This is a genomic window from Paraniabella aurantiaca, from assembly GCF_050309965.1.
GTDB lineage: Bacteria > Bacteroidota > Bacteroidia > Chitinophagales > Chitinophagaceae > Niabella.
In genome coordinates, this window is the sequence record NZ_JBLOSY010000003.1 from 423,744 (window position 1) to 447,564 (window position 23,821).

22 protein-coding genes and 1 tRNA gene are annotated in these 23,821 nt (G+C 43.8%); 2 read left to right on the top strand and 21 right to left on the bottom strand.

Features of this window, described 5'->3' with window-relative positions:
- Positions 1-5 precede the first annotated feature (5 nt).
- The 10 genes from kdpA to ACLOAU_RS25120 form a co-directional block, all read right to left on the bottom strand.
- Positions 6-1,706: a potassium-transporting ATPase subunit KdpA gene (gene kdpA / locus ACLOAU_RS25075; RefSeq protein WP_427864656.1), complete on the bottom strand. Its 1,701-nt coding sequence runs from the start codon at positions 1,704-1,706 to the stop codon at positions 6-8.
- A 57-nt stretch (positions 1,707-1,763) separates the two neighbouring features.
- Complete coding sequence (locus ACLOAU_RS25080; protein ID WP_427864902.1) at positions 1,764-1,841, bottom strand: potassium-transporting ATPase subunit F; 78 nt, start codon at positions 1,839-1,841, stop codon at positions 1,764-1,766.
- A 353-nt stretch (positions 1,842-2,194) separates the two neighbouring features.
- The gene (locus ACLOAU_RS25085) at positions 2,195-2,788 is read right to left on the bottom strand and encodes a GNAT family N-acetyltransferase (RefSeq protein ID WP_427864657.1); all 594 of its coding nucleotides are present in this window, start codon (positions 2,786-2,788) and stop codon (positions 2,195-2,197) included.
- Positions 2,789-2,820: 32 nt separating this feature from the next.
- Positions 2,821-3,180 (bottom strand): DUF7674 family protein, encoded by a 360-nt coding sequence (locus ACLOAU_RS25090; RefSeq protein WP_427864658.1) that lies wholly within the window; start codon positions 3,178-3,180, stop codon positions 2,821-2,823.
- A gap of 158 nt (positions 3,181-3,338) precedes the next feature.
- On the bottom strand, positions 3,339-4,694 hold the full coding sequence (locus ACLOAU_RS25095) for a sigma-54-dependent transcriptional regulator (protein WP_427864659.1): 1,356 nt from the start codon (positions 4,692-4,694) through the stop codon (positions 3,339-3,341).
- Positions 4,695-4,775: 81 nt separating this feature from the next.
- Positions 4,776-5,900 carry an acyltransferase family protein gene (locus tag ACLOAU_RS25100; RefSeq protein ID WP_427864660.1) on the bottom strand — a complete coding sequence of 375 codons (1,125 nt, stop codon included), beginning with the start codon at positions 5,898-5,900 and terminating at the stop codon, positions 4,776-4,778.
- Positions 5,901-6,197: 297 nt separating this feature from the next.
- The gene (locus tag ACLOAU_RS25105) at positions 6,198-6,875 is read right to left on the bottom strand and encodes an aspartyl/asparaginyl beta-hydroxylase domain-containing protein (RefSeq protein ID WP_427864661.1); all 678 of its coding nucleotides are present in this window, start codon (positions 6,873-6,875) and stop codon (positions 6,198-6,200) included.
- A gap of 194 nt (positions 6,876-7,069) precedes the next feature.
- The gene (locus ACLOAU_RS25110; RefSeq protein WP_427864662.1) at positions 7,070-7,585 is read right to left on the bottom strand and encodes a GNAT family N-acetyltransferase; all 516 of its coding nucleotides are present in this window, start codon (positions 7,583-7,585) and stop codon (positions 7,070-7,072) included.
- Positions 7,586-7,896: 311 nt separating this feature from the next.
- Positions 7,897-7,969, bottom strand: a tRNA-Lys gene (locus ACLOAU_RS25115).
- A gap of 9 nt (positions 7,970-7,978) precedes the next feature.
- Positions 7,979-8,602: a DUF3347 domain-containing protein gene (locus tag ACLOAU_RS25120; RefSeq protein ID WP_427864663.1), complete on the bottom strand. Its 624-nt coding sequence runs from the start codon at positions 8,600-8,602 to the stop codon at positions 7,979-7,981.
- Between the two features lie 173 nt (positions 8,603-8,775).
- Between ACLOAU_RS25120 and ACLOAU_RS25125 the strand changes: the two genes are divergently transcribed.
- A complete protein-coding gene (locus tag ACLOAU_RS25125) occupies positions 8,776-10,749 on the top strand; it encodes an ABC-F family ATP-binding cassette domain-containing protein (protein WP_427864664.1) in 1,974 nt (657 codons plus the stop codon).
- A 2-nt stretch (positions 10,750-10,751) separates the two neighbouring features.
- Here the strand turns inward: ACLOAU_RS25125 and moaCB are convergent, their stop codons facing one another.
- From moaCB to ACLOAU_RS25170, 9 genes are all read right to left on the bottom strand, one after another.
- The gene (moaCB, locus tag ACLOAU_RS25130) at positions 10,752-11,669 is read right to left on the bottom strand and encodes a bifunctional molybdenum cofactor biosynthesis protein MoaC/MoaB (RefSeq protein ID WP_427864665.1); all 918 of its coding nucleotides are present in this window, start codon (positions 11,667-11,669) and stop codon (positions 10,752-10,754) included.
- A gap of 246 nt (positions 11,670-11,915) precedes the next feature.
- The gene (locus ACLOAU_RS25135) at positions 11,916-12,359 is read right to left on the bottom strand and encodes a molybdenum cofactor biosynthesis protein MoaE (RefSeq protein WP_427864666.1); all 444 of its coding nucleotides are present in this window, start codon (positions 12,357-12,359) and stop codon (positions 11,916-11,918) included.
- A complete protein-coding gene (locus ACLOAU_RS25140; protein WP_427864667.1) occupies positions 12,356-13,477 on the bottom strand; it encodes a ThiF family adenylyltransferase in 1,122 nt (373 codons plus the stop codon). Before ACLOAU_RS25140 ends, ACLOAU_RS25135 begins: the two co-directional genes overlap by 4 nt.
- A gap of 2 nt (positions 13,478-13,479) precedes the next feature.
- The gene (locus ACLOAU_RS25145; protein WP_427864668.1) at positions 13,480-13,710 is read right to left on the bottom strand and encodes a MoaD/ThiS family protein; all 231 of its coding nucleotides are present in this window, start codon (positions 13,708-13,710) and stop codon (positions 13,480-13,482) included.
- Positions 13,711-13,718: 8 nt separating this feature from the next.
- A complete protein-coding gene (locus tag ACLOAU_RS25150; RefSeq protein WP_427864669.1) occupies positions 13,719-14,105 on the bottom strand; it encodes a molybdopterin-binding protein in 387 nt (128 codons plus the stop codon).
- A gap of 147 nt (positions 14,106-14,252) precedes the next feature.
- Entirely contained in the window at positions 14,253-14,984 is a 732-nt protein-coding gene (locus ACLOAU_RS25155) for a sulfite exporter TauE/SafE family protein (protein WP_427864670.1), read from the bottom strand.
- 8 nt (positions 14,985-14,992) lie between these two features.
- Positions 14,993-16,171, bottom strand: a complete 1,179-nt coding sequence (locus ACLOAU_RS25160; RefSeq protein WP_427864671.1) for a molybdopterin molybdotransferase MoeA — start codon at positions 16,169-16,171, stop codon at positions 14,993-14,995.
- A gap of 32 nt (positions 16,172-16,203) precedes the next feature.
- Positions 16,204-17,184, bottom strand: coding sequence for a GTP 3',8-cyclase MoaA (gene moaA / locus ACLOAU_RS25165; RefSeq protein WP_427864672.1), 981 nt, complete (start codon positions 17,182-17,184; stop codon positions 16,204-16,206).
- Positions 17,185-17,186: 2 nt separating this feature from the next.
- Complete coding sequence (locus tag ACLOAU_RS25170; protein ID WP_427864673.1) at positions 17,187-18,005, bottom strand: MOSC domain-containing protein; 819 nt, start codon at positions 18,003-18,005, stop codon at positions 17,187-17,189.
- 83 nt (positions 18,006-18,088) lie between these two features.
- Here ACLOAU_RS25170 and mobA point away from each other — a divergent pair, with 83 nt between their 5' ends.
- On the top strand, positions 18,089-18,670 hold the full coding sequence (gene mobA, locus ACLOAU_RS25175; RefSeq protein ID WP_427864674.1) for a molybdenum cofactor guanylyltransferase: 582 nt from the start codon (positions 18,089-18,091) through the stop codon (positions 18,668-18,670).
- 35 nt (positions 18,671-18,705) lie between these two features.
- Here mobA and ACLOAU_RS25180 read toward each other — a convergent pair whose 3' ends face one another.
- Both ACLOAU_RS25180 and ACLOAU_RS25185 read right to left on the bottom strand, forming a co-directional pair.
- Positions 18,706-20,202, bottom strand: a complete 1,497-nt coding sequence (locus ACLOAU_RS25180) for a rubredoxin (protein WP_427864675.1) — start codon at positions 20,200-20,202, stop codon at positions 18,706-18,708.
- Complete coding sequence (locus tag ACLOAU_RS25185; protein WP_427864676.1) at positions 20,202-23,792, bottom strand: molybdopterin-dependent oxidoreductase; 3,591 nt, start codon at positions 23,790-23,792, stop codon at positions 20,202-20,204. The genes ACLOAU_RS25180 and ACLOAU_RS25185 overlap by 1 nt, the downstream gene beginning before the upstream one ends.
- Positions 23,793-23,821 lie beyond the last annotated feature (29 nt).

Here is a 23,821-nt window from a genome sequence, read left to right on the forward strand (position 1 = left end):
TTGACTTAATAGAGTGAGAAATATTCTGCAATAGGTCCTAAAGCCAATGCAGGAAAAAAGGATAAGGCCGCAACGATTGCGATCACAGCAAATATCATCAGGCCAAAGGTGGACGTATCTGTCTTTAATGTACCTGCGCTTTCAGGTATATACTTTTTAGCAGCCAGGCTACCGGCAATGGCTATAGGCCCAATGATTGGCAGATAGCGGGCCATCATCATTACAATACCACAGGCAATATTCCAGAAAGGCGTATTATCGCCCAGTCCCTCAAAGCCGCTTCCATTGTTGGCGCTCGAAGAGGTAAATTCATAAAGCATTTCACTAAAACCATGATAGCCGGGGTTGTTTAACCAACCCGCATACGCTTCAGGATTGCCAGCATACAAATGACTGGCAATAGCAGTGCCTGCCAGTATTAACAGTGGGTGAAGCAAGGCTATGATCATGGCTATTTTCATTTCTCTTGCTTCAATTTTCTTACCCATAAACTCGGGTGTTCTACCCACCATTAATCCGCTTATAAATACGGCCAGTATGATAAAGATGTAAAAGTTCATTAATCCTACACCAACACCTCCGTAGAAACAGTTTACCATCATTCCCAACAGCTGGTTCATACCACTTAGAGGCATAAAGCTGTCGTGCATGGAATTGATGCTCCCGGTAGATATTACGGTGGTGGCAATGCTCCAGTAAGCCGAAGCCGCAGGCCCGAAACGGACTTCCTTTCCTTCCATATTACCCAATGGCTGGGCAATACCCATCCGGCTTATGGCAGGATTGCCATTCACTTCATTGATAATAGCGGGGATGACCAGGAGCAGGAAACCGATCGTCATCACACCAAAGATCATCCAGGCAAACCTTCTCCTCTTTAGTATACAACCCAAAGTGAAGATCAACGCAACGGGGATGATCATCTGCGCCACCATCTCTATGATGTCGGTGATATAGTTAGGATTCTCCAGCGGATGTGTAGAATTGGGTCCGAAAAAACCACCTCCATTGGTGCCGAGATGTTTAATAGGTACAAAAGCAGCTACAGGTCCGCGGCTTACCTGCACAGTATCTCCCTGTAAACTGGTAATAGTATCCTTGCCCCTGAAAGTCATCGGTGTACCATTCAGCAATAATAGAAATGCCGTGATTAATGCTACCGGAAAAAGAATGCGCGTACAGGTACGAACAAACAGGAAGTAAGCATTGCCCAGTTGGGTAGTGGTGCGTTCCTTCATTGCCGTAAATAACACTGCAGCTATTGAGATACCGCTGGCAGCACTGATAAACTGGAACAACATCAATACCAGCTGCCCCAGGTACGACATGCCTGTTTCACCTGAATAGTGTTGCAGGTTCGTATTACAAATAAAACTGGTAACGGTATTAAAGGCAAGGTCGGCCCCCATCGATGGATTGCCATCCGGGTTGAGTGGCAGCCAGCTCATGTTCATTAAAATGAACATACCCAGGATAAACCATACCAGGTTAATGGTTAACAAAGAAAGCAGGTGCTGCTTCCAGGTCATCTGCCTGGACGGGTCAACCCCTGCCAGTTTATAAAATGCCCGGTCGATAGGATTGAACAGCCGGTCGGGCCAGGTGGACTCATTACTGAAAACTTTACCGATATACTTCCCCAACGGGATCGCGATCACGATCACCAGGGCATACATCAGGATGACTCCGGAGATTTCTGTATTCATTTTGATTTTTTGATAATTTTTGATTGACTGGAACGAACAGGAGACTCCTGTTTGCTTTTAAAATTTTTCGGGCTTTACCAGCACATAACAGATGTATATAAACACTGCAATGGCTACCATAAATAAGGTGATCATATCTTTTCTAAGTATTTGATGAAAGCAAAAAACAATGCAAACAGGGCAAGGCCTGCCAGGATTAAAAGAGCTGTCATACGGTAGGATTTAGGTGTTGGATTATTAAGAGCTGGGGTAAAAAGGCACCGGGAGGTGCTTTGACTGAATGTTGATGACTACGATCCATTTTTGAATATTTATTATGCCAACCTAAAGTCAATTCGTATTCCAATTTTATAAAAAATGAATTAACATATTGGTAAACAAATCATTAAAACAGAACACCTTCTTTCACCTTACTAAAAGACCCTTTCATTTTGAAAGGGTCTTTATCATTTTGATAAGGTTCAGGATTCATATCAATTAGCATGAGATTAGAGTACTTCGGTAATAAGCAAGGCGCTTTTATCCTGCTCAGCTACAAGATCATTGTAACGGGGATCAAACATCATCGCTGTGCAGAAACAGTTTTTGAACCCCGCTTTGTGTAGATCTGCATAGTGCACGCAACTTTTACATTTATTCCAGAACTCCTCCTCCTGCACTATTTCGGAAAAGGTAACGGGCTGTAAACCCAGTTTAGAGTTGATACGCATAGTAGCCAATGTTGTTGTAATGCCAAATATTTTTGCATCGGGAAACCGGGTCCGGGATAGCTCAAATATTTTTTCTTTTAACCGGGTAGCTACACCCAATCTTCTGAATGGAGGCGCAACGATTAAACCACAGTGCGATATATAAGCGCCGTTATCCCATATATCCATATAAATAAAACCCACCCATTCGTTTGCCTGCGTTACTGCTATAACGGCCTTTCCGTCCAGCATCTTTTCATGTATATAAGCTTCGCTTCTTTTGGCAATACCACTCCCCCTGGCTTTAGCTGATGATGCTATCTCCGCAATAATAGCGGATGCGAAATGCAGGTCATGTATAGTTGCCGACCTGACTATGACGAGATCGTCCATATTTATCTATTTATTAAATTGAAAAAATGAATTTACAAGGCAGTTTTATATACCTGGCGGTAATACGCGGTAAATACCTGGATAGGTAGTTTACTCATGATCTGGTTACGTTCGGCTACAGAGCAGGAAGTTGTTAGTAAATCCAGCGAGAATATAAAAACAGTCTCTACTGCGCTCTTTACAACGGCATCTCCTTTATCATAAATTTTGCCGATCACACGGAGACATTTTTCAGCCATTGGCAGGTTGTGCGCATCTATTATAGTTTTAAAATGCCGGCTGAATATCCTGATGGTTTTGAAAGGATTTTTTGTTTTCATAGCCTCGCATAGGTCGGGAGTGGCCCCGGGAACGATCATCGCGATTTCGTCTGCCGCTTCATATTGATTCATAATTGTAATGATTGGTTGAATACCAACCGGCCAATTATATGCCGCTCATCATCCCTTGGCGTTATTGACTGATGCTCAACAAATTCATTATAAGCCTATCAAAAATCATAGATCAAAGCATGGCGTTTTGAAAGTGGGTGTACTATCATTTTGATAGGCTACCTGATCTGGTATTCATCCAGTTTGCGATACAGTGTAGTAAGGGCTATATTTAAAAGCCGGGCAGCTTCTGTTTTATTACCGTTGGCATAGTTCATCACTTTACGGATATGCAATTGCTCAGCAGTTGCCAGATCGAATGCAGACAAGGTTTTCTTACCATCCATAGCGGCAGCGCCCACTGACATTTGAAACTCAGCCGGCAGACTATCGGTGTTCAATTCATTACCATCAGTCAGTATCACGCTTCTTTCAATTACATTCCTCAGCTCGCGTATATTACCCTTCCAGCCATGCTGCTTTAAAGCGGCAATATAATCAGCAGATAGGGCAGCTATCTTTTTGCCGATCTTCTTTGCAAACATTTGAAGGAAGAACTGCGCCAGCATTTCTATATCTGTAACTCTTTCCCTTAGGGCAGGCAATGCAATATTAAATACAGCGATCCGATAAAACAGGTCTTCCCTGAAGCGGCCCTCTTCAATTTCTTTTTGCAAATCGCGGTTAGTGGCGGCAATCACCCGCACATTGATCTTTGTTGTTTTACTGTCACCCACTTTTAAAAATTCACCAGCCTCTAATACCCGTAGCAGCTTGGCCTGCAAGTCTAAAGGCATTTCACCAATTTCGTCGAGAAACACCGTTCCGTTATTAGCTTCTTCAAAAATACCTTTAGTATCTTTTATGGCGCCTGTAAAAGCACCAGCTTTATGCCCAAACAATTCGTTCTCCAATAATTCTTTGCTAAAGGCAGAACAGTTAACGGCGATAAAAGGAAATTTTACACGGGTACTACCATTATGAATAGCCTGTGCAAAAACCTCTTTACCGGTACCGGTTTCGCCGGTAAGCAATACGGTAGCATCGGTAGCAGCCACTTTCCTGGCCGCGTCCACCGCTGTCAGTATCGATTTGGATTTACCGTAAATGGTATCAAAGGAATATTTTTTCTCCAGTTGCTTTTCCAGTTGCAGCACCCTTTTTGTTAAAGCCACTTTTTCAGCAGCCCTGCTGAGCATGGGCAATATCTTATTATTATCGTCTCCTTTGGTAATATAATCAAACGCTCCGTTCTTAATGGCCTGCACCCCATCCGGAATATTGCCATAGGCGGTTAGCAGTATCACTTCAACGGTCTTATATTTTTCTTTGATGGTTTGCACCAGATCTACACCATGAGCATCCGGTAATTTTACATCGCTGATCACAATGTCAATGCCATCTGTCTCCAGCTTCTTTAAGCCGGTTTTGGCATTGGGTGCCTGCAGCACTTCAAAACCTTCAATACTTATAATGCGGGCTAAAAGCGTACGAAGTTTCTCTTCGTCATCTATGATCAATACTTTGCTGGACATAATAAAGATCACAAATATAGTTCAGGAACTGATGGCTATCTCACACAAGTTTCATTTCGCCCATATATACCAGGCTGCTACTTAACCCCATTTTTTTCTTAGCCATTTGCGAACCGGCTCGTCATACCATTTCAAACTGGCATAGGCTAAGATGATGCTGCCTGTTAAAATGAGCAGGGCATAAGGCCAGGCTTGGGCAAGGGAAGTACCCTTATTGTCGTTGATCCAGGCTACATAAAAATAAACGATGGGATAATGCACCAGGTAAAGCGGATAGGATATATCGCCCAGGAATTTGCATATATTGCGTTCCCGCGTGCTATGAATTACACCGCTGGCACCCATGTAAACAATCAATGGGAAAATAAAAATGATGCATACTGATTCATAAATCCCGTTCATCCATAAATGATCAGCACCTCCAATACGTGGCATATACAGGATAATAGCAACCAGCAGGCTACACCATAGAAAAGCATTTTTAATACGCTTAGGCTTGGCGATCCTTGAAAGTAATAAACCTGCGAAGAAAGGATAGATAGTACGGGTAATACCGATGCGCATGTGCTCGTTGTTGAGTGTCCATCCACCGCTCAGATCTCCATTAGGGCTGGTGATAGCCAAATGTGCCAGCGCCGCTGCCGCGATCAACACCAAAATGCCCAGTGCTTTATTCGAAAACTTCCTGATGCCGATAGCATATAGGATATTGGCAATATACTCGAAGAATAACGACCAGCCCACGCTATTCAGCGGGTGCATTTCCTGCCATCCCCTGATATCCATTGATAAAGGAATGGGTAAAATAGTATAGCCGATCAACATCACCACTAACATTTTCCAGAGCGGAACATTATGAATGTCCGGCCAGATTGTTGAATCGGTAAAGTAGAATCCTATCGCTCCCAATGTCATGCCCAATATCACCATGGGCTGAAGTCTTTCAATGCGGCGTTTCAGGAAAGAGCCAATAGTCATTTTATTCCAACGATCATCGTAGGCATAGCCAATCACAAAGCCAGATAACAGAAAGAAAAAGTCCACAGCCAGGTAGCCATGGTTTACCAGGATATCGAGATGGCTGGTTCCTAACGGCTCTGCCAGGTGAAAGGTAACCACGATAACGGCGGCAACACCGCGTAAGCCATCGAGTATAGGATAATGCGGCTTTGCAGAAAGGGGGTTATTACTCATCGATCTTGTCATATAGCACATAGGATTGAAATAATAAAATGATGGAACCAATGCAGCATTCGATTTATGACCGTTTCACTATCATTTTAATGAAGGGATGAAAATAAGCAGATAACTGATTATGGCTTGATCAAAACGTACCAAAATGGAGTCAGATTGTCTCATTTTTCGAAGTAACCGAGCGGGCATCCGATGTTGAAGCATCGCTTACATTAAATATGAAATGTATTCATTAAGAACAATCAAATGGAGTAAGCGCGCTGGCGAGAGTTTACTTGAATAGAGAAATCCTCATTTTATTGATAAGACCTATAAAGCGCCAAGCTCACGCTCCAATTGGTTCGCGAGTTGCGTTGCAGTGGGGGTGTTTTGCAACCGCAATGCTTCAATTATTTGTTTTTGTTCTTCAATATTAACTATATCGGCTTTTGTATGTTTATCCGCGTGGCTGAAAAGTTCGCGTAGCCAATCGTTTACAAGGCAATCAACTACCAGGTGCACCCGGTCCGTGTTCCCGTTGTTGTGTACCTGGTGTGTGAGGTTGGCATTGATGTACCAACATTCTCCCGCTTGCATATTCAGGCGATTATCTTCCACAAAGAAAGCAACATCAGGATTGGTGATTATTGGAAAGTGGAGCCGCGCTTCACCCATTTCAAATGCCAGCTCACGATCGCGGTGGGGCTTAATGCAGGCGCCTGCTTTCAAATTTAAAAAACGAACCGATTGCACCGGGCAACCAAAAGAGCGGAGCAAAGAGTTTACAGATGGAAAATATTTCATGTGGGCTGTATCGGCATAGTTTTGCTCCATCATGAGATCTGGCACAATATGATACTTTCCGCCTGGTGCGCGCAGCGGCAATACAGTCCATTCTCCCTGGTAATGCGAGGTATTGAAATGTGCCTTCCAGTCGGACGAATAGCTGGCCAATTCTGCTGCTATGGAGCCGGGAGACATAAGCGGTATTTGGGCGAAACAGATCATTCAAACGAATTTACGTTTTTCTGTGGACAAGAGGATAGCGTGTGTGTCAAGGACATTATCACCGTTCTGCCTGGCCCAAGACCAAAATCGGTCATACATTTCGTCAGGCCAGGCTACATTGATTAGGAAAAGGGAACCTACAAAAGAGGCTGCCTCTTTTTTGGGACAGCCTCTTCATTTACTCCTGATTATATTCAACCGGTGACGTTGAAACTATCATCATACTCGACAGTTCCCTCAGGTATCTTACCTGTAAAAGACTGTACCTGGAAGTACGCTGCCGGAGCATGCGGGTACAGCAAACGGGCATCGGTTTTAAATCCGAACCGGCCATAGTAGGAAGGTTCGCCCAGTACCACACAGCCGGCAGCCTGCATTTCTCTCAACGCATCGATAGACGCCCCGATCAGTCCGGACCCCACGCCAGATCCCTGCCGGGAAGGGATCACCGATACGGGGCCCAATCCGAACCAGCCTTTACTTCCTGAAGAAATTTTTACAGGTGATATAGCAATATGCCCTATCAATATCCCCTCCTCCTCTGCCACCAGAGAAACGGTCAATTGGCCATTGGTGCGCAAGGCATGTATAATAAATGATTCTGTTCCGCTACTGTATGCTGCAGAGGCAAAGGCAGTCTTTGTTACCTGATCGATAGCCTCTATGTCAGAAGGCTTTTCCCTTCTGATCGTATAATTGTGTTTGTGCATTATTTGATAGAATTAAATAATAAGGATGCTCCCCCTGCGCGAAGACACAGAAGATTTTATTAAAAGATCCTTTAAAGATGTACTACCTGGTAGTAACTACTATAATACAATATCTATCATACGATCAAATTGAAGGGAAGTGGAATCCCACCCGAAAGTAAAGAAAAACGTGATAGTGCCGTTATAATGGACGGACATCATCCTGAAAAGGAATTTAAATAAAAAAGCCACCGTGATAAAATCGAAATTTCTGTAACCTGGTCCGGATCATTTGAGCCAATGCATAGAAAAAGCGGCCTGAAGCCGCCCGGTGACCCCGCAGGGACTCGAACCCTGGACCTACTGATTAAGAGTCAGTAGCTCTACCAACTGAGCTACGGAGTCAGTGTATAATTATTTAACAGCCGTATCAGGTACCGAAAAATTAATTTTTTCTTTGGTTTCGCCACAATTCAACATGGTAGCGCCGTATTTAGGATCTTTGGCGCCCAGGTAAGGATTGATCACTTTTTCTTCCGCACTTAACCAGTTGCCAATAGTATTTTCTCCAAAAGCCATGGGACATTCCTGCCAATATACCACCCCCTGGTCGTATTTTACAGTGATCAGCAACATGCGCAGGTTTTCAGAAAGATCCTGCAAAGCTCTTCTCTTCTCCTCCCAGCTAGTCCCCTGCTGAATTGCCGTTAAACTATTCTTGCTATTATCGAGCGGAAATAAGGCTGTTTCGTAGATACTGGAATCCTTTTTCAGCTCTTCCACTTTAAAATTACCAATAGTTGTTTGCAAATCAGCGGCGGCCTTGTTCACTGCAGCTGAATCCCAGTTTACAAAAGCATCGGACATTGTATAATAATTATTTAAAACAGCTGTTACCGACTGATTAAAAATATCGCTATGTGCACTTACCGACAGGGACTTAGGCATTTCTTTTTTCGGTTCATCCTTCTTAAAAGCATATTTATACACCAAAAAAGCTGCTACCAGCACTAAAACGATCAAAAATAGTTTTTTCATGTAGGATTCTTTATTGCTTTTGGCCACATAGTATAAACGATAAAAATTATCATCGCTGTGAAATAAATTAGCTCAATAATTTTTATGTTTATTTCATGATAAGGCTTAAGTTACTGCCTGCATTTGCTAATTTTGCAGGCTCAATTCATCAAAAATAGTAAAAATAATAGATTATGCTGGCAGGCTTACAAAATGTGACGTTTGAATTTGGCGCAAGAGTTATTGTGAAAGATGCTACCTGGCACATTCAACCCAATGAAAGAATCGGGTTAATCGGGTATAATGGAACAGGAAAGTCTACCCTGCTGAAATTACTCACGGGCGGCTTTAGCCCTTCTAAGGGTACTGTTGAAAAAAGCAGGGAGACCACCATTGGTTACCTGCACCAGGACCTGTTAAGTTTTGACACCAATGAGTCTATCTTACAAGTGGCATTAGGCGCTTTTGAGCGGGTTATACAACTGGAAAAAGAAATTGAAGAACTGGGTAAAGAGCTGGAGCGTACGGGCGATGAAAAAACATTGCATGAGTATTCTGATAAGCTGCACGAGATGGATACGCTGGACGGCTATAATATTCATCACACCACCGAAGAAGTATTACAAGGGCTGGGATTTTCCAATGCTGATTTACACCGGCCTTACAAAGAGTTCAGCGGGGGATGGCGTATGCGTGTACTGCTGGCGAAAATGATATTGGCGAAGCCTGATTTATTATTGCTGGATGAGCCTACCAACCACCTTGACTTACCTTCTATTGAATGGCTGGAGAAATACCTGCAACATTACCAGGGTGCGGTTGTAATTGTGAGTCACGATAAATACTTCCTGAACCGGATGGTTACCAAGATCATCGAACTGTATCAGAAAGAGCTGCATGTATATAACGGCAACTACGAGTTTTATGAAACGGAGAAAGAAATACGTATAGAAATGCAGCAAAAGGCTTTTGAAAATCAGCAGGATTATATCCGGCAGAACGAACGCCTGGTGGAACGATTCCGCGCTAAAGCCAGCAAGGCCGCCATGGCTCAGAGTATCATGAAAAAGCTGGACAAACTTGACAGGATAGAAGACGTAAGCGTTGAAAGACCCAATATCCGGATCAATTTCAGGGTGGATAAAACACCCGGAAAGGTATTGGTGGAACTGGATAATATCTCCAAATCGTTTGGAGAGCAGGTTATACTGGATCATGCCAAGGCAGAAATTGAACGGGGTGATAAGATCGCTTTGATTGGAGCGAACGGAAAGGGAAAATCAACCCTATTAAGAATTATTGCCGGTATAGAGCCCATAGAAGGAGAACGCAAGTGGGGCCATAATGTAGATGAAAGCTTTTATGCGCAACATCAGCTGGAGTCTTTAAATCTTAATAATACGATACTGGATGAAATGCGCAGCTGTGGCGCACAAATGACCGATGCGGAATTAAGAACCCTCCTGGGTTGTTTCCTATTTAGTGGTGATGATGCTGATAAAAAAATAAAGGTATTGAGCGGTGGAGAAAAAGCGAGGGTAGCACTGGCTAAAACTATTGTTAGTAAGGCCAACTTCCTGATGCTGGATGAGCCTACCAACCACCTGGATATGCATAGCTGCGACCTGCTGATCGACGCTTTAAAAAAGTACGAGGGCAGCCTGGTGATCGTAAGCCACGATCGTCATTTTATCTCTAAAACAGCAAATAAGATCTGGGAGATTGTTGATCACCAGATCAAAGAATTTAAAGGAGGATATGATGAATGGGTGGCATGGAACGAAAGAATGGCTGCACAGGCAAAGCAGGTAGCTTCCTCGAAAAAAGAAGAGCAAAAAGCCAATGCAGCACCTGCCCCTGCTCCTGTTGTAAAAGAAAAGCCGGTAGAGGCCGCTCCGAAAAACCAGGCCATTAACAAAGAGCAGAAAAAGGAATTGCAGAAGCAACAGCGCCAATTTCAGCAGGCAGAAGAGGCATTGAATAAAAACAAAGCCTTATTAAAAACGCTGGAAGCGCAACTGGCCGACCCCGCTATATATGCAGATAAAGACAGGTTTCTTGAAGCAGAGCAGGGATACAAAAAAGCAGCAGAAGAAAATAAACAACTGGAGAAAAAATACGAAGAAGTATTTACTTTATTAATGGAACTGGAAGAGCAGGCGGGGTAATATCACCCTGCCTGGTCGTGCCGCATACCCTTTGCTATTTTAAACAGGTGCAATACATAGGGGAATAAGGCATCCATGGTTTCTTCTGCGCCACGGGTAGAGCCCGGTAAGGTAATTACTAGTGAATCGTCGATAAATCCAGCCACCCCTCTCGACAGCATGGCATAAGGCGTTCTTTGCTGACCATAGTTACGCGCTGCTTCCATGATACCAGGTATTTCCCGGTCCAATAAGGGCTGTATCGCATCTGGTGTTACATCCCTCGGACTTAGCCCTGTACCTCCTGTGAACAATATCAGCTGATAACCTTCTCCGGCCAGTGCTTTAGCTCTCTGTGCTATAACTTCCTTTTCATCGGCAATGATCTCGTAAGCGGCTGCCGTGATAAGATGCTGTTGCAGCTTTTTCAATATGGCCCTTCCACTGCGGTCTTCTTTATCACCTGAAGCTACGCTATCAGAGCAAACCACCACCGCACATTTTATAAAACCTGCATCATCTTTAAAATCTGACTTTCCACCTTTTTTCTCTTCCAACCGGATATTTGAAATCGACACTTCTTTATCAACCGGCTTCAGCATGTCATACATCGTCAGCGCTGTAATAGCCGCGCCATGCATCGCCTCCACCTCTACGCCTGTTTTATAAATGGTATGCACAGTAACACTTATGATAATATCCAGGCCTTCTACTTCATGGCTGATGGCTGCATATTCTACCGGCAAAGGATGACAATCCGGAATAACATCGCTGGTTTTTTTTATAGCCAGTAAACCGGCAGCACGGGAGAATTCAAAAACATCCCCCTTGGGAATTGTTCTGTTGTTAATGGCGTCAATAGTTTCCTGTTTCGACACCGTCAGGGTAGCTACTGCTACAGCTTTCCTTAAACTGCTTGACTTAAAAGTTATATCAACCATATTAAAAATTAGATCTCAAATTTACGGGCGTATAAAGTTCTTTGCATTTTATGTTTTTCACCGCAAAGAAACGAGGACGCGAAGGAAACGCAAAGCAGCGTTAGAAAACTTTTAAGTATCCATTTACATATGATACGTGGTATTCGAACGCAAAAATATTCCGATTGATGAAGACTGCAATCGAAGTCGCACCGTTGTTTCTTCTATGTCCTGCCAACTCCCATCTGTCAACTATCAACTTCTTCTTTACTTATTCACTTTCCACTGATGTGTTTCATCTTCGAAAAGTTCCTTTCCCCAAACAGGTAATTCATTCTTGATCAGCTCTACCAGTTCGGCACAGGCGTCTATAGCCGCCCGTCGGTGCGGAGCCGATGTAAATACAAAGAGGCATAATTCACCGGCATTTACCCTGCCCAGGCTATGGTGTACATGCATACAGGTAATCGCATATTTATCAAAAATAGTTTCCCGGATTTCATGCATTTTTTGCAGGGCCATTTCTTCGTAAGTCGTGTACTCGATGCCTGCTACAGCATGGCCATTGACAACATCGGCCCTAACCTGTCCTAAAAAAATATCATGTGCGCCAATACTGGTCTTAACGGTATGCCTTTGAATACTATCTGCTATAAAAGCGGCGCTGATGGCCCCTTCTACAAAAATATTCTTCAATTTCTTTTCGCTCATAATAAAGAAGACTGGGTTTGCAGCCAATTATGAATACCATCCTTCAGGCTGTATACGTTTAATTGATCATTCCATTGCAACAGCAGGCGGGCAGCAGCCAGGCTTCGCTTACCCGAGGCACAAAATAACACAATATTGCGCTGCTTTAGCTCACCTGCTCTTTCTTCCAATTCAGACAAAGGAATATTAACGTGTGGAAAGTCTTTTACCAGCGGTTGTTCATGAGCGTCACGCACATCAACGAAGATCACATCATTACGTTGTGTCCATTCTGTGAAAAGCTCCGCCATTACTTCCAGAGGATCAGCCGCAACACATTGCTCATCATACACAAAGCTCCGCAATGCAGCTATGGTTGCCGGCATCTGAATTTTATCGGGATTGGGTGTCATCAGAACTCTATACACCTGGTGATCGCGCATGTCATAAGTAATCAACTCATTGGCACTTACCCTGCCGACACCTGTAATTATTTTCACCACTTCAGCAGCCATCATTGTCCCAATCATCCCGGGTAACATACCCAGCACACCTGCTTCGCTGCAATTAAGCACTTCATCTTTACCCGGCGGCTCGGGAAAAAGATCACGGTAATGCAGCGGCCGGTTACTGCCTTCTGCAACCTGACAGTTAAAAACAGAAACCTGCCCCTGGTATTGGGCAATAGCGCCATATACCAAAGATTTTCCCAGTAACACGCAGGCATCGTTCACCAGGTAACGGGTAGGAAAATTATCAGAGCCATCCACGACAATATCATAATCTGAAATAATATCGGGGGCATTTGCATTAGATAGTCGCTCTTTGTAGGCTTTAATAATGATATCGGGATTTAGTTCCTGTAAACACGCTGCTACTACTTTTACCTTTGCTTTGCCGACATCGCTTGTACGGTATAACACCTGCCGGTGTAAATTTGAAAGGGATACCAGATCATCATCAATAACACCAATCATTCCGACACCTGCGCCACACAGGTATTGTAATACGGGACAACCCAATCCACCGGCACCCACCACCAATACACGCGCCGCCTGTAGCTTTTGCTGGGCCTGCATTCCAAAGTCTCTTAGAATGAGCTGCCGTCGATATCTCGTATGAAACTCCTGTTGACTCATAATTATCCGCCGGAAAAAGGAGGTAAAAGGGCGACAATATCCCCTTCAGTTAATAACATATCTCCTGCCACAATTTTCTGATTAACAGATAACGCATATTTCTTTTCTTTGAGTAAGGGAAACTGCTCCCAAAGTTCCCGTTCCAACCCTCGCAGGGTTTCAGCCGTGGGCACCCCTACCGCGTTTCCGGCAATCTCCGTAAGCTGACCAAAAAATAAAACCTGTATCGCCATAAGCAAATTTAATGAACCCTCTTAATGATCATTTTCTTTAATCCTTTTACATATCTTCTACCCGTTGCTTCATCCCCCGCAGATAGCAATGCAATCCTGTTCGGCATTTGTACACCTGCCTGGTGATCATAACCCACTATCAGATAAACCTCATCTTCTATTTGGGTATTACACAGTTCATTCCAGGAAAACACCACTTTGTATCCATCACTGGCTTCAGCAATAAAATAGTATTCACTTAACTGTTTAGGTCCGGGTGCTTTGATCTTAACTTCAGCTAAAACATTTTTCAACAAAACAAGTTTCAAATCTCTCATTAACGACCGGGCCTCTTTCAGGTGATTCGTAATGCGAAAGCTGTCTCTGGTGTAGGTCCTGTACCTGCTCAAATCCATTAAGGAAACCGGGTAGTTTCTGTTCCACCTCTCCTTCAATCACCAACTGATCAGTAGGCGTAATGCTCTTTTGCGAAAAAGCCTGACTAACGATCAATACTGATAAAAAACATAATAGGAGTAAACGCATCAACCCAATTTATTTTATTATACGAAAAACAACTTCAATGCTGCCATTAACAAAACAAGAGAAAGTATGTACTTCAATGCATCCTGTCTGAACTTCAATGACCCAAAATAAGCGCCCAGCAAGCCACCGGCGAAAGCTACAATTACATACCCGTACATATCTGCTGTAAATTGTATGCCTTTAGTTATTTGTCCTGCCAGGCCGGCAACTGAATTAACAAAAATGAAGATAGCGCTGATGGCAGCCGATTCTTTCATATTGGCCCAACGAAGTAATAATAAAACCGGGGACAATATAATGCCACCACCAATACCAATAAGACCTGATAAGAATCCTATAGCGGCTCCAATCAGTATAGCCAGCCCTAACTCATGTTTCCTGGTGGCTTCCAACTTCAGATTACTGAAAAAAAGAAACCGGGCAACGGGAATCAGTAATAAAAGACCCAATATTTTTTTGTAGAAAGAAGCATCCACAGTGATCAACCCTCCTAAAAAAGCAAAAGGTATAGAAGCAAACGCCAATGGCATAAATAACTTCATTTTAAAATAACCACCCCTGTAAAACTGTATAAAAGACACCAGCGATACAAAAAGATTAAGAAGCAAGGCCGTGGGCTTCATTACCTCGGCTGCCACACCGAATATAGCCATTAGCGCCAGGTAGCCGCTGGCGCCACCATGTCCTATAGAAGCGTATAAAAACGCCACTATAAACAAACTCAGATAAAACAAATACATTAAGTCCATGCAAATGATTATAACAAATGAATGACCACCTTCTCCCCTTCCCCGTACAGGCGTGCATCAATATCCAGCTCTACCAGGCAATTAGCCTGCGCAAAGGAGCTTAACCGGTAAGACTCCTGCGCATCTAATATGCTCACTCCGGCTCCATTATACCAACCTTTTAAAAAATGGGTAAGTGTATGTTGCTTGGTATAGCTATTAATTAGTGGCACCTGAAGCGTTTTTAAACTGAGAGGCCGTTGTGTAAGCAGCTCCAAAGCAGACAGCACGTACATATAAAAACAGGTCAATACCGAAGATGGATTACCGGGCAGACCGAATAGGATTGCAGGTTCTTTTTTACCAAAGAACAGGGGCTTACCAGGTCTTTGTTTTATTTTATGAAATATCGTTTGCACCTTACAGTCTTCCGCTGCCTTTATAACGAAATCATAATCTCCTACACTTACACCACCGGTGAGCAGCACCAGGTCAGACCCTTCCAATGCACGTTTCATTGCTGATGTTAAGTCCTGCGGATTGTCTTTTACCTTCACTACCTGCACTTTGGATAACCCCACGTTGGCTAATGCGGCTGATAGCGTATAGGAGTTCGATTCATACACCTGGCCATACTTCAAGGCCTCACCCGGCTCCTGCAATTCATCTCCCGTAATGATGATCGTGATCACAGGATCAGGATAAACCACTACCTGGCTAATGCCTATACCTGCTAAAAAACCGATAGCGGCAGGCGTTAACCGGGCGCCCGCCTTTAAGGCTAATTCTCCTTTTTTAATTTCAGATCCTGCCGGCCTTATGTTGGCTGCCCTGGTAAGCTGTTCGTCTTCAATCAACAATCCGTCTGCAACCATACGGGTCTTTTCCTGCATTACCACCGTATTAACAGATGAAGGAACCGGCGCACCCGTGAAGATGCGAATTGCTTCACCTTTTACAACAAACTGTTCCTTACCGGCGCCCGCAGCCATTTCTCCGCTTATCTTCAGCGCACCTCCTTTATGCCAATCATCAAAAGAAAACGCATAGCCATCCATTGCAGATTGCGGAAAGGCTGGCACATCCGCTTCAGCCCGGATATCGCCGGCCAACATTTTTCCCAATGCATTTTTTAATAAAATGACCTGGGGAGCCATACGATCCGTATTTTCTGCCACCAACTGTCTGGCAGTTGCTACACTAATCATCACATCTATTTATAGAGTATTCAAAACCAGGATCAGCCGCCTATGGCGATCATACTCCTGTTGAAAACCTCATCGGCTTTCAGGGCTTCAAAATTTTTATTCAGCTGGCCGCCCAACTCAGGAGCTTTGGTGGCAATATTTTGTTTGATGAGCACTTCAATATCTTCGCCATTCCGCAGTGCAGATAAAATATCGGTTTCGTCCGGGGCAAACAGGCAATTTTTCAATTTACCATCAGCCGTCAGTCTGATACGATTACAGCTACTGCAAAACGGAGCACTCATGGTACTGATCACAGAGAATGTTCCCGCATGTCCGGGGACGATATATGCTTTTGCCGTTTCATGCGCATCTGCCTTTAAAGGGAGAAAAGAATATCCCTCAGAAATGCGTTCCAGCATTTGTTGCCAGGTGAACACTTTATTACTGCTCCAACGATTGCCGGCAAAGGGCATGAACTCAATAAATCTTACATGCACGGGTACATCTTTTGTCCATGCCACAAAATCAAGCAGTTCATTATCATTCAAACCCGCCATTACCACTGCATTGATCTTCACATGCACACCACTATCCAGCATCAATCCTATATTGCTCATCACGCGGCGAAAGCTATCTCTCCGGGTGATCATTTGAAATTTCTCTGCCTGTAAGGTATCAAGGCTAATATTAACAGAACCAAGTCCGGCTTCTTTAAAAGTTGCTGCAAAGTCGTGCAGCCTTACGCCATTGGTAGTAAGCGCCAATTGTACAGGCAGGCGGGCTAAGGATCTGATGATCCCATCGGCATCCTTCCTGATCAGCGGTTCACCGCCGGTTAAACGGATCTTCTTCACACCCAACCTGACAAAGGTTTGCGCGATTTGCTCTATTTCGCCTGCCTGCATTAAGGTTTCTCTCGGCGAAAAGGCATAATCTTCTTCAGGCATACAATAAAAGCACCTCAAATTGCAATTATCTGTAAGTGAAATACGCAGATAATTATGAACGCGATTGTATCGATCAATAAGCATTGTTACAATAAATACGGTTGTCGCTGCATTACTTTCAGCGCATCTCCTATTCTTAAAATTCCTTCACCCTTATATAAAATATTCTGTCCAAAATAAAGCTTGTTATTGAGTTGCCTGTATTTATTCAGTGTTCGCAAAGGCTCCTTCCCTTTAAGACCTGTTTCCTGATCTATAGTGGTCACCACACATCTTGCACAGGGCTTTACCGCCGAAAAACCGACATTATTGATAACTACTTCTTTCATCGTATCCTCCTCAAAAGCTACACCACCTGTAAAAACAATATTGGGCCTGAATCGGTTCATGGGCAACCATTGATCCAGCCGGTTATTTAAGTCGTGCAAAGACGACTGGCCAATCAGCAATAAAGGGAACCCATCAGAGAACGCCGTTATCTCACCATCATGCGCATACAGGGGATCCACAACTCTTTTCACAGTATCCGGCATATATACCAACCTGCAATTTAAATCCAGCTTTTTTGAAAACCAGTCATTTGTAGCCTGATCTAAAAGTATACCTTCACTCTCATCTTTAAAAAGCTTCACTTTTACTCCGTCTCCGACAACAGGATTTAAATCCAAATCCTTTGCATCCCCACCATTTCCTTTCTCGAAAACGATCAATCGGCTACCGCATATAGCAGTCTGCAGTAAGGCCATTCTTGGTACTTCCCGCTGGGAAATAAAGCGGCTATTATCATCAATTAATACAAATCTCCTGTCATGCTCGAATCCACGGTCGGATAACTTCACCTGATCCAGCAAAATTCCGCCTAAAGATTTGATTGGATATACATATAAATGACTTACTGATAGCATACTATGAAAGTACACTTTTCTTGTTTACACATAAGCTTTGTTTAAAAGAATGATTAATTTTATAAAATATCATTTAAGCGTCTATGACAGGAATTATCCTTTGCGGAGGCCTGAGCTCCCGGATGGGCAGCGATAAGGGACTACTACAAACAGAGGCCGCCAACTGGGCCACCGATGCGGCCAGGAAATTACAAGACCTCGGTATATTGGTGAAAGCCTCCATCAACACTTTACAGGAAAGCAGTTATGCCCGCGGCCTGCCGGGTGTTGAATTGATAACCGATAATACTACCCTTCCTGTAAAAGGCCCCTTACTCGGGCTTCTAAGTGCTCATGTCGCCAATCCCACAGAGGACTTGTTTGTACTAGCCTGCGATATGCCCCTGATGGAGACATTTTTACTCAAAGAACTGTATACCCTGTACCAGAAGCAGGAGGCTGACGCCTTTCTTTTTACCAACGATGGAGAAGCCGAGCCTTTGTGTGCTATATATACTTCCGCCGCCCTCCAGAAAATAATGACCATGTTGCGGAAAGGGCAACTAAAAAAGTACAGCATGAAATTCGCACTGGATCATCTGCAGCTCGCCACTTTACCTCTTAAAGAGGAGCAAAAAAAATATTTTCAGAACTTCAACACACATGCTGATTTGAATGAGTTGTAGCTTATGGCTCATAGTACACATTCATTGCCCATTCACTATTTACCATTCACTACTCCTTCCACTACCTCCAATAAAATCCGCTTAAAATCTTTTTTTGGCGCTTCGCAGATAGGGCAGCAATAGCTATCCGGTAATTGCCGGAATAACGTGCCTGCCTCAACTCCCTGCTCCTGATCTCCGTACACGCTATCATAAATACTTAAACAGTGTGTACATTGATAGGGCAATTCCCTTGGTTCTTTTGCAGGCTTAACTGCAGCGGCGAGCGGTTCGGGTGGCATTGCCCGCCGCTCGGTCTTCTTCTTATAATACCATAAAACCGCGTTCTGTAACTCCGGTGCCAAATGCCAACGGGTAATATTACTAATGAACACCGTTTCTGTACGTTCATTAGGATTAAAATCTTTTGAACATAAAATATCGTACACATGGAAGAACCCTTTCCCAAAAACTTTTATCAACGGTTTTCGTTTAATCAGAATACTGCTGAATATCTCACTTCCCTTGCGAGTTTTTATTCCTATACAGATGCCAAAAGTGCGGGCATCCATCGCATTCAACTTTCGTACCAGCCAGGTCTTTAGTCTTTTAGCACCATAGTCATTATCCTCCACCTGGAAATTCAATTCATTAGCGGCGTGTCGCATATTGATCTCATGCTGATCCAACAGGCTGCTCCACCATTGCTTATCCTTTTCTTCGATCCCTTTTATAATGATCGATTTCCAGGGTGTTGAACAAAGCTGCCCCAGTTTGGTGCTCAAGCACAGCTCACAGAGTTCCTTTAAAAATGATACCGTAAACATTTCGTTTCGCCTATATACACCCAACCAATACTTGTTATTATGCCGGTTAAACCCTTCGTAATAGGGAAGATTAAAAGATGGCAACACCATCCGTTCACTTGCTGTGCGCGTTATGTAGGTACCTTTTTTAATAATAGCAAACAGCGCCTCTCCATCAACAGACTGGTTCTGAATAAATGCTGCCGTGTCGCTATAAATAATCTTTTCAATATCACGTGATATCCTGGCAACATCATTCGTATACACTATTTCATTCCACTCAAATACACTATTGGTTTTAGGAAAGCGAATGAACAGGTGCCAGAAGTGGGGATTACGCGGAGAAGCCACCCAGTTGATATTACCTGTAAGTAAGGGTGTAAAACTTTGATTACTATCTGACACATTGATCTTTAGCCGTGGCCGGTGGTCTAGCTCGTCCAATATATCTTTATACACCCCTTCGCTCAACCAGCTATTGTTAATAAAAACCTCTTCAGCAGGGTAAGAGCTTACGATATTAGGATACTCATCTTTATCCACTTCGTAAGCTATATCCAAAAGCTTCAATCCTTCTGCCAGCTTACCAGCCAGGTTTTCTTCCACATCGATCAGCAATTGCTGCCTCAAACCAAATCCCACCTGCTTTACAGCCGCCGTTGAGGCGACATTCAAAATATCCAGCAGCTCGCCGGGAGATACAATACCTCCCTTGCAATTGATCTTTATAGTATGATAGCCTTTCATTATGCGCTTATTGGTTGAATCTCCTTATTCTCTGCAGGTACCAGGTTGAGTGTTCTTTCAAGAATCGCTTTTACTTCCGGCCGGCAGCTACCACATCCCATGCCTGCACCACTCAACTGGCATAATTGCAAATGATCTTTACAGCCCTCTTTAATTTTATTAACCAGGTTGCCCTCACCTACATTATTGCAACTACATACCAGCTTACCAATAACCGGTTCAGCGGCTTTACCGGAACGAAGCAGCTGCAGTCGCTTTTCACTCAGTTCTATTCGATTTTCAATCAAACTCAGGTATTCCAGGAACTCGTTTTTATCTCCAATTAATATAGCTCCTATCAAACGGTCATTATGAATAATACACTTTTTATAGTACCGCTTTGCTTTATCAATAAACACCACTTCTTCATAAGCAGGATCATCGGGGCATTCCACCTCGCCCAAAGAGCAGAGATCTGTTCCGTGAATTTTCAGGATATTCATCAGCAAAGACCCCTGGTACAACTGTGCTATATCACCATTCATATAGCGGGCTACTATCTCTGCCTGCTGCTCTGCTGCTGCGGTAATGCCATATAAAGCGCCTTTAAACTCCGCGATCTCTCCTATCGCAAAAACAGACGGATCGATGGTTTGCAAATACTCATTCACCACCACTCCGCGTTTACAACGCAAGCCGCTTTCCCGGGCTATTTCTATATTGGGCGTAGTACCAATAGCAATTACCACGGTGGTGCAATGAATCGTCAAACCACTTTTAAGCTTAAGTCCTGTAACAGCTGTTGTGCCCAGAAATCGCTCAATTTCGTCATTATAATAAACATCCACACCCTTATCTGCTAACTCCTCATGCAATAGCTGGCTACCCAATGGGTCTAACTGCCGGTTCATTAAACGGGAAGTACGTTGAATTACTGTTGATGCTAAATTGATCTCCCTTAAAGATGCCGCCAACTCTATCCCCAGCAGTCCGCCACCTACAATCACTACTCTTCCCGGAGACTCCTTAGTGTGTTCTAAAAAGCGATCCGCATCGTAACGATTGCGCATCGTGAAAATGCCTTTCATATCGGGCACATCACGCAACATAGCAGAACGGCTACCGGTTGCCAGGATCAATATGTCGTAAGCATGCACCCATCCATCACTATCTGCAACTGTTTTATTTTCCCTGTCAATGGATATGATGCTGACGCCACGATGTAGTTTTACCTGGTAAGCATATTCCTCCGCATCGGTCATTTTTACGAGGTTATCCCACTGTAAGGTTCCGGTTATATAATCGGGCAATAGCACCCGGTTATAAAAGGGAAAAGCTTCTTTACTAAAAACTTCTATTTCGTCTTCGGTATTGATATTCCGATAAGACTTTACAAACCCGCAGGCTCCTGCCCCGGCACCTACTACAATTATTTTTTGTTTGGGCTTTTTATAAAGACTGACCTCAACTGCCGTAAATTTAAAATCCGGCTCTTTACTCTTTGGATCAAGCAGGTTATTGGTAACATTATTAGCCCGGTTGAGATCGCTGTTCAACACCTTACCCCAGTGCATGGGCAGGAACACCACTCCTTTCTTAATATCCTCTGAAAGTTTTGCTTTCACCTGCACTTCACCACGACTGCTTTTAATAACCACCAGTACATTTTCCTGTATCCCTCTCTGCAAGGCATCTTCCGGATGTATTTCCAGGAAAGCAGATGATATATGCTGTTTCAGCTTATTTACCTTCCCGGTCTTGCTCATGGTATGCCACTGATCACGGATGCGGCCTGTAGTAAGGATCAAGGGATAATCGGCGCTTAAGGCCTCAGAATTATTTACATCATCAAAAGAGTGAATGATCGCTTTTTTACTGGCAGTATAAAACTGCCGATCAGCAAACAGTCTCTTTGTTCCCAGGAAAGCGTCATCACCCTTCTCTGCATTTGCATGAGCAGCTGTGTAAGGCCATTGCACAGTTAGCTTTTCTTTCAGTATTTCGTAGTTCAGCGCACTCATGTCTACATTGGTCCCTTGGGTCAATGCCGCATGTTCCGCAAATATCTCCGCAGTATTATTATAATTAAAACCCGCAAATCCCATTTTTTGAGCAAACCGGCAAATAATCTCAGCATCAGGCAAGGTTTCGCCCGGCGCCTCTGTAATTTTATTCAGGTAACTCACCCTGCGCTCGGCATTGGTCATGGTGCCCTCCTTTTCAGTCCATGCAGCAGCCGGTAATATTACATCTGCATACTGCAATGTTTCCGGTTTGTTGCTCACTTCCTGCACTACTACAAACTTTGCTTTCTTTAATGCCGCTTCTGCCCGTCTTACGTCAGGCAGGCTGACCAATGGATTGGTGCATAGTATCCATATTGCTTTTAGCCTTCCCTCTTCAAGGGCGTCAAACATTTCAGTAGCCGTAAGACCCGGTTTGGCAGGTATCCTGCCTTTAGGCACGCCCCAAAATGCTTCCACTTCTGCTCTATGTTGCTCATTGGTGAGATCGCGGTGCGCCGGTAACAGATTAGATAATCCACCAACCTCTCTTCCTCCCATTGCGTTGGGCTGACCGGTAAGCGACAAGGGGCCCGAACCCGGTTTCCCGATATGGCCGGTAATAAGATTTAAATTGATCAACGAAAGATTCTTGTTAACACCCACAACACTCTGGTTTAGTCCCATGGTCCACATGGTAATAAAACCTTTTGCATTGCCGATATAAGAAGCCGCCTCCCATATCAACGACTCTTCTATACCACAGATAGCTGCAGCCTCCGCAACCGTTCTTTCAAAAACAATATCGCGGTATTTTTCAAACCCCTCTGTATGTTTTTTAACAAAAACAGAATCGATATCGTCATTTTCGATCAAAGCCCTGCCAATGGCATGATGCAATGTAATATCAGTTCCCGGGTTGAGCTGAAGATGTACATCAGCCCCCGAACAGGTTTGTGTTTTACGCGGATCGCTTACAATAATTTTAAGCTGTGGATTTTTTTCACGGGCAGCTTCAACCCTGCGCCATAATATCGGATGGCACCATGCAGGGTTGGCTCCCGCCACAAAAATAACATCTGCTATCTCCAGGTCATCATAGCTCACCGGCACACTATCCTCACCCAGGCTCATTTTATACCCCACCACAGCACTGCTCATGCATAACCTGGAATTGGTATCCATATTATTACTGCCAATAAATCCTTTGATAAGTTTATTAACTACGTAATACTCCTCCGTAAGGCACTGACCCGAAGCATAGAAGGCGACTGAATCAGGGCCATACTTTTCTATAAAAGTTTTAAAAACGGCGGCTGTACGTTCCAGGGCGGCATCCCATGAAACCCGCTGCCGGGGCTGATTACGACCGTATCTCATTTCAGGGTAAAGCAACCGGTCGTCGGTATCATTTACTGTATAATGCAGGTTCATACCCTTACTGCATAACATGCCCTTATTTACGGGATGATTTTCGTTTCCCTTTACGGTTAATCTACCCAGCTTATCCTTTGCCACTTCTATTCCACAGCCTACTCCACAATAGCAACAGGTAGTAGTGGTACCGTTGCTATTTCCTGCAGAAGAATGAAGGGTAAGGTTGCTCATTACGTTTGTCAGTTTTAAAGGCAGCAATA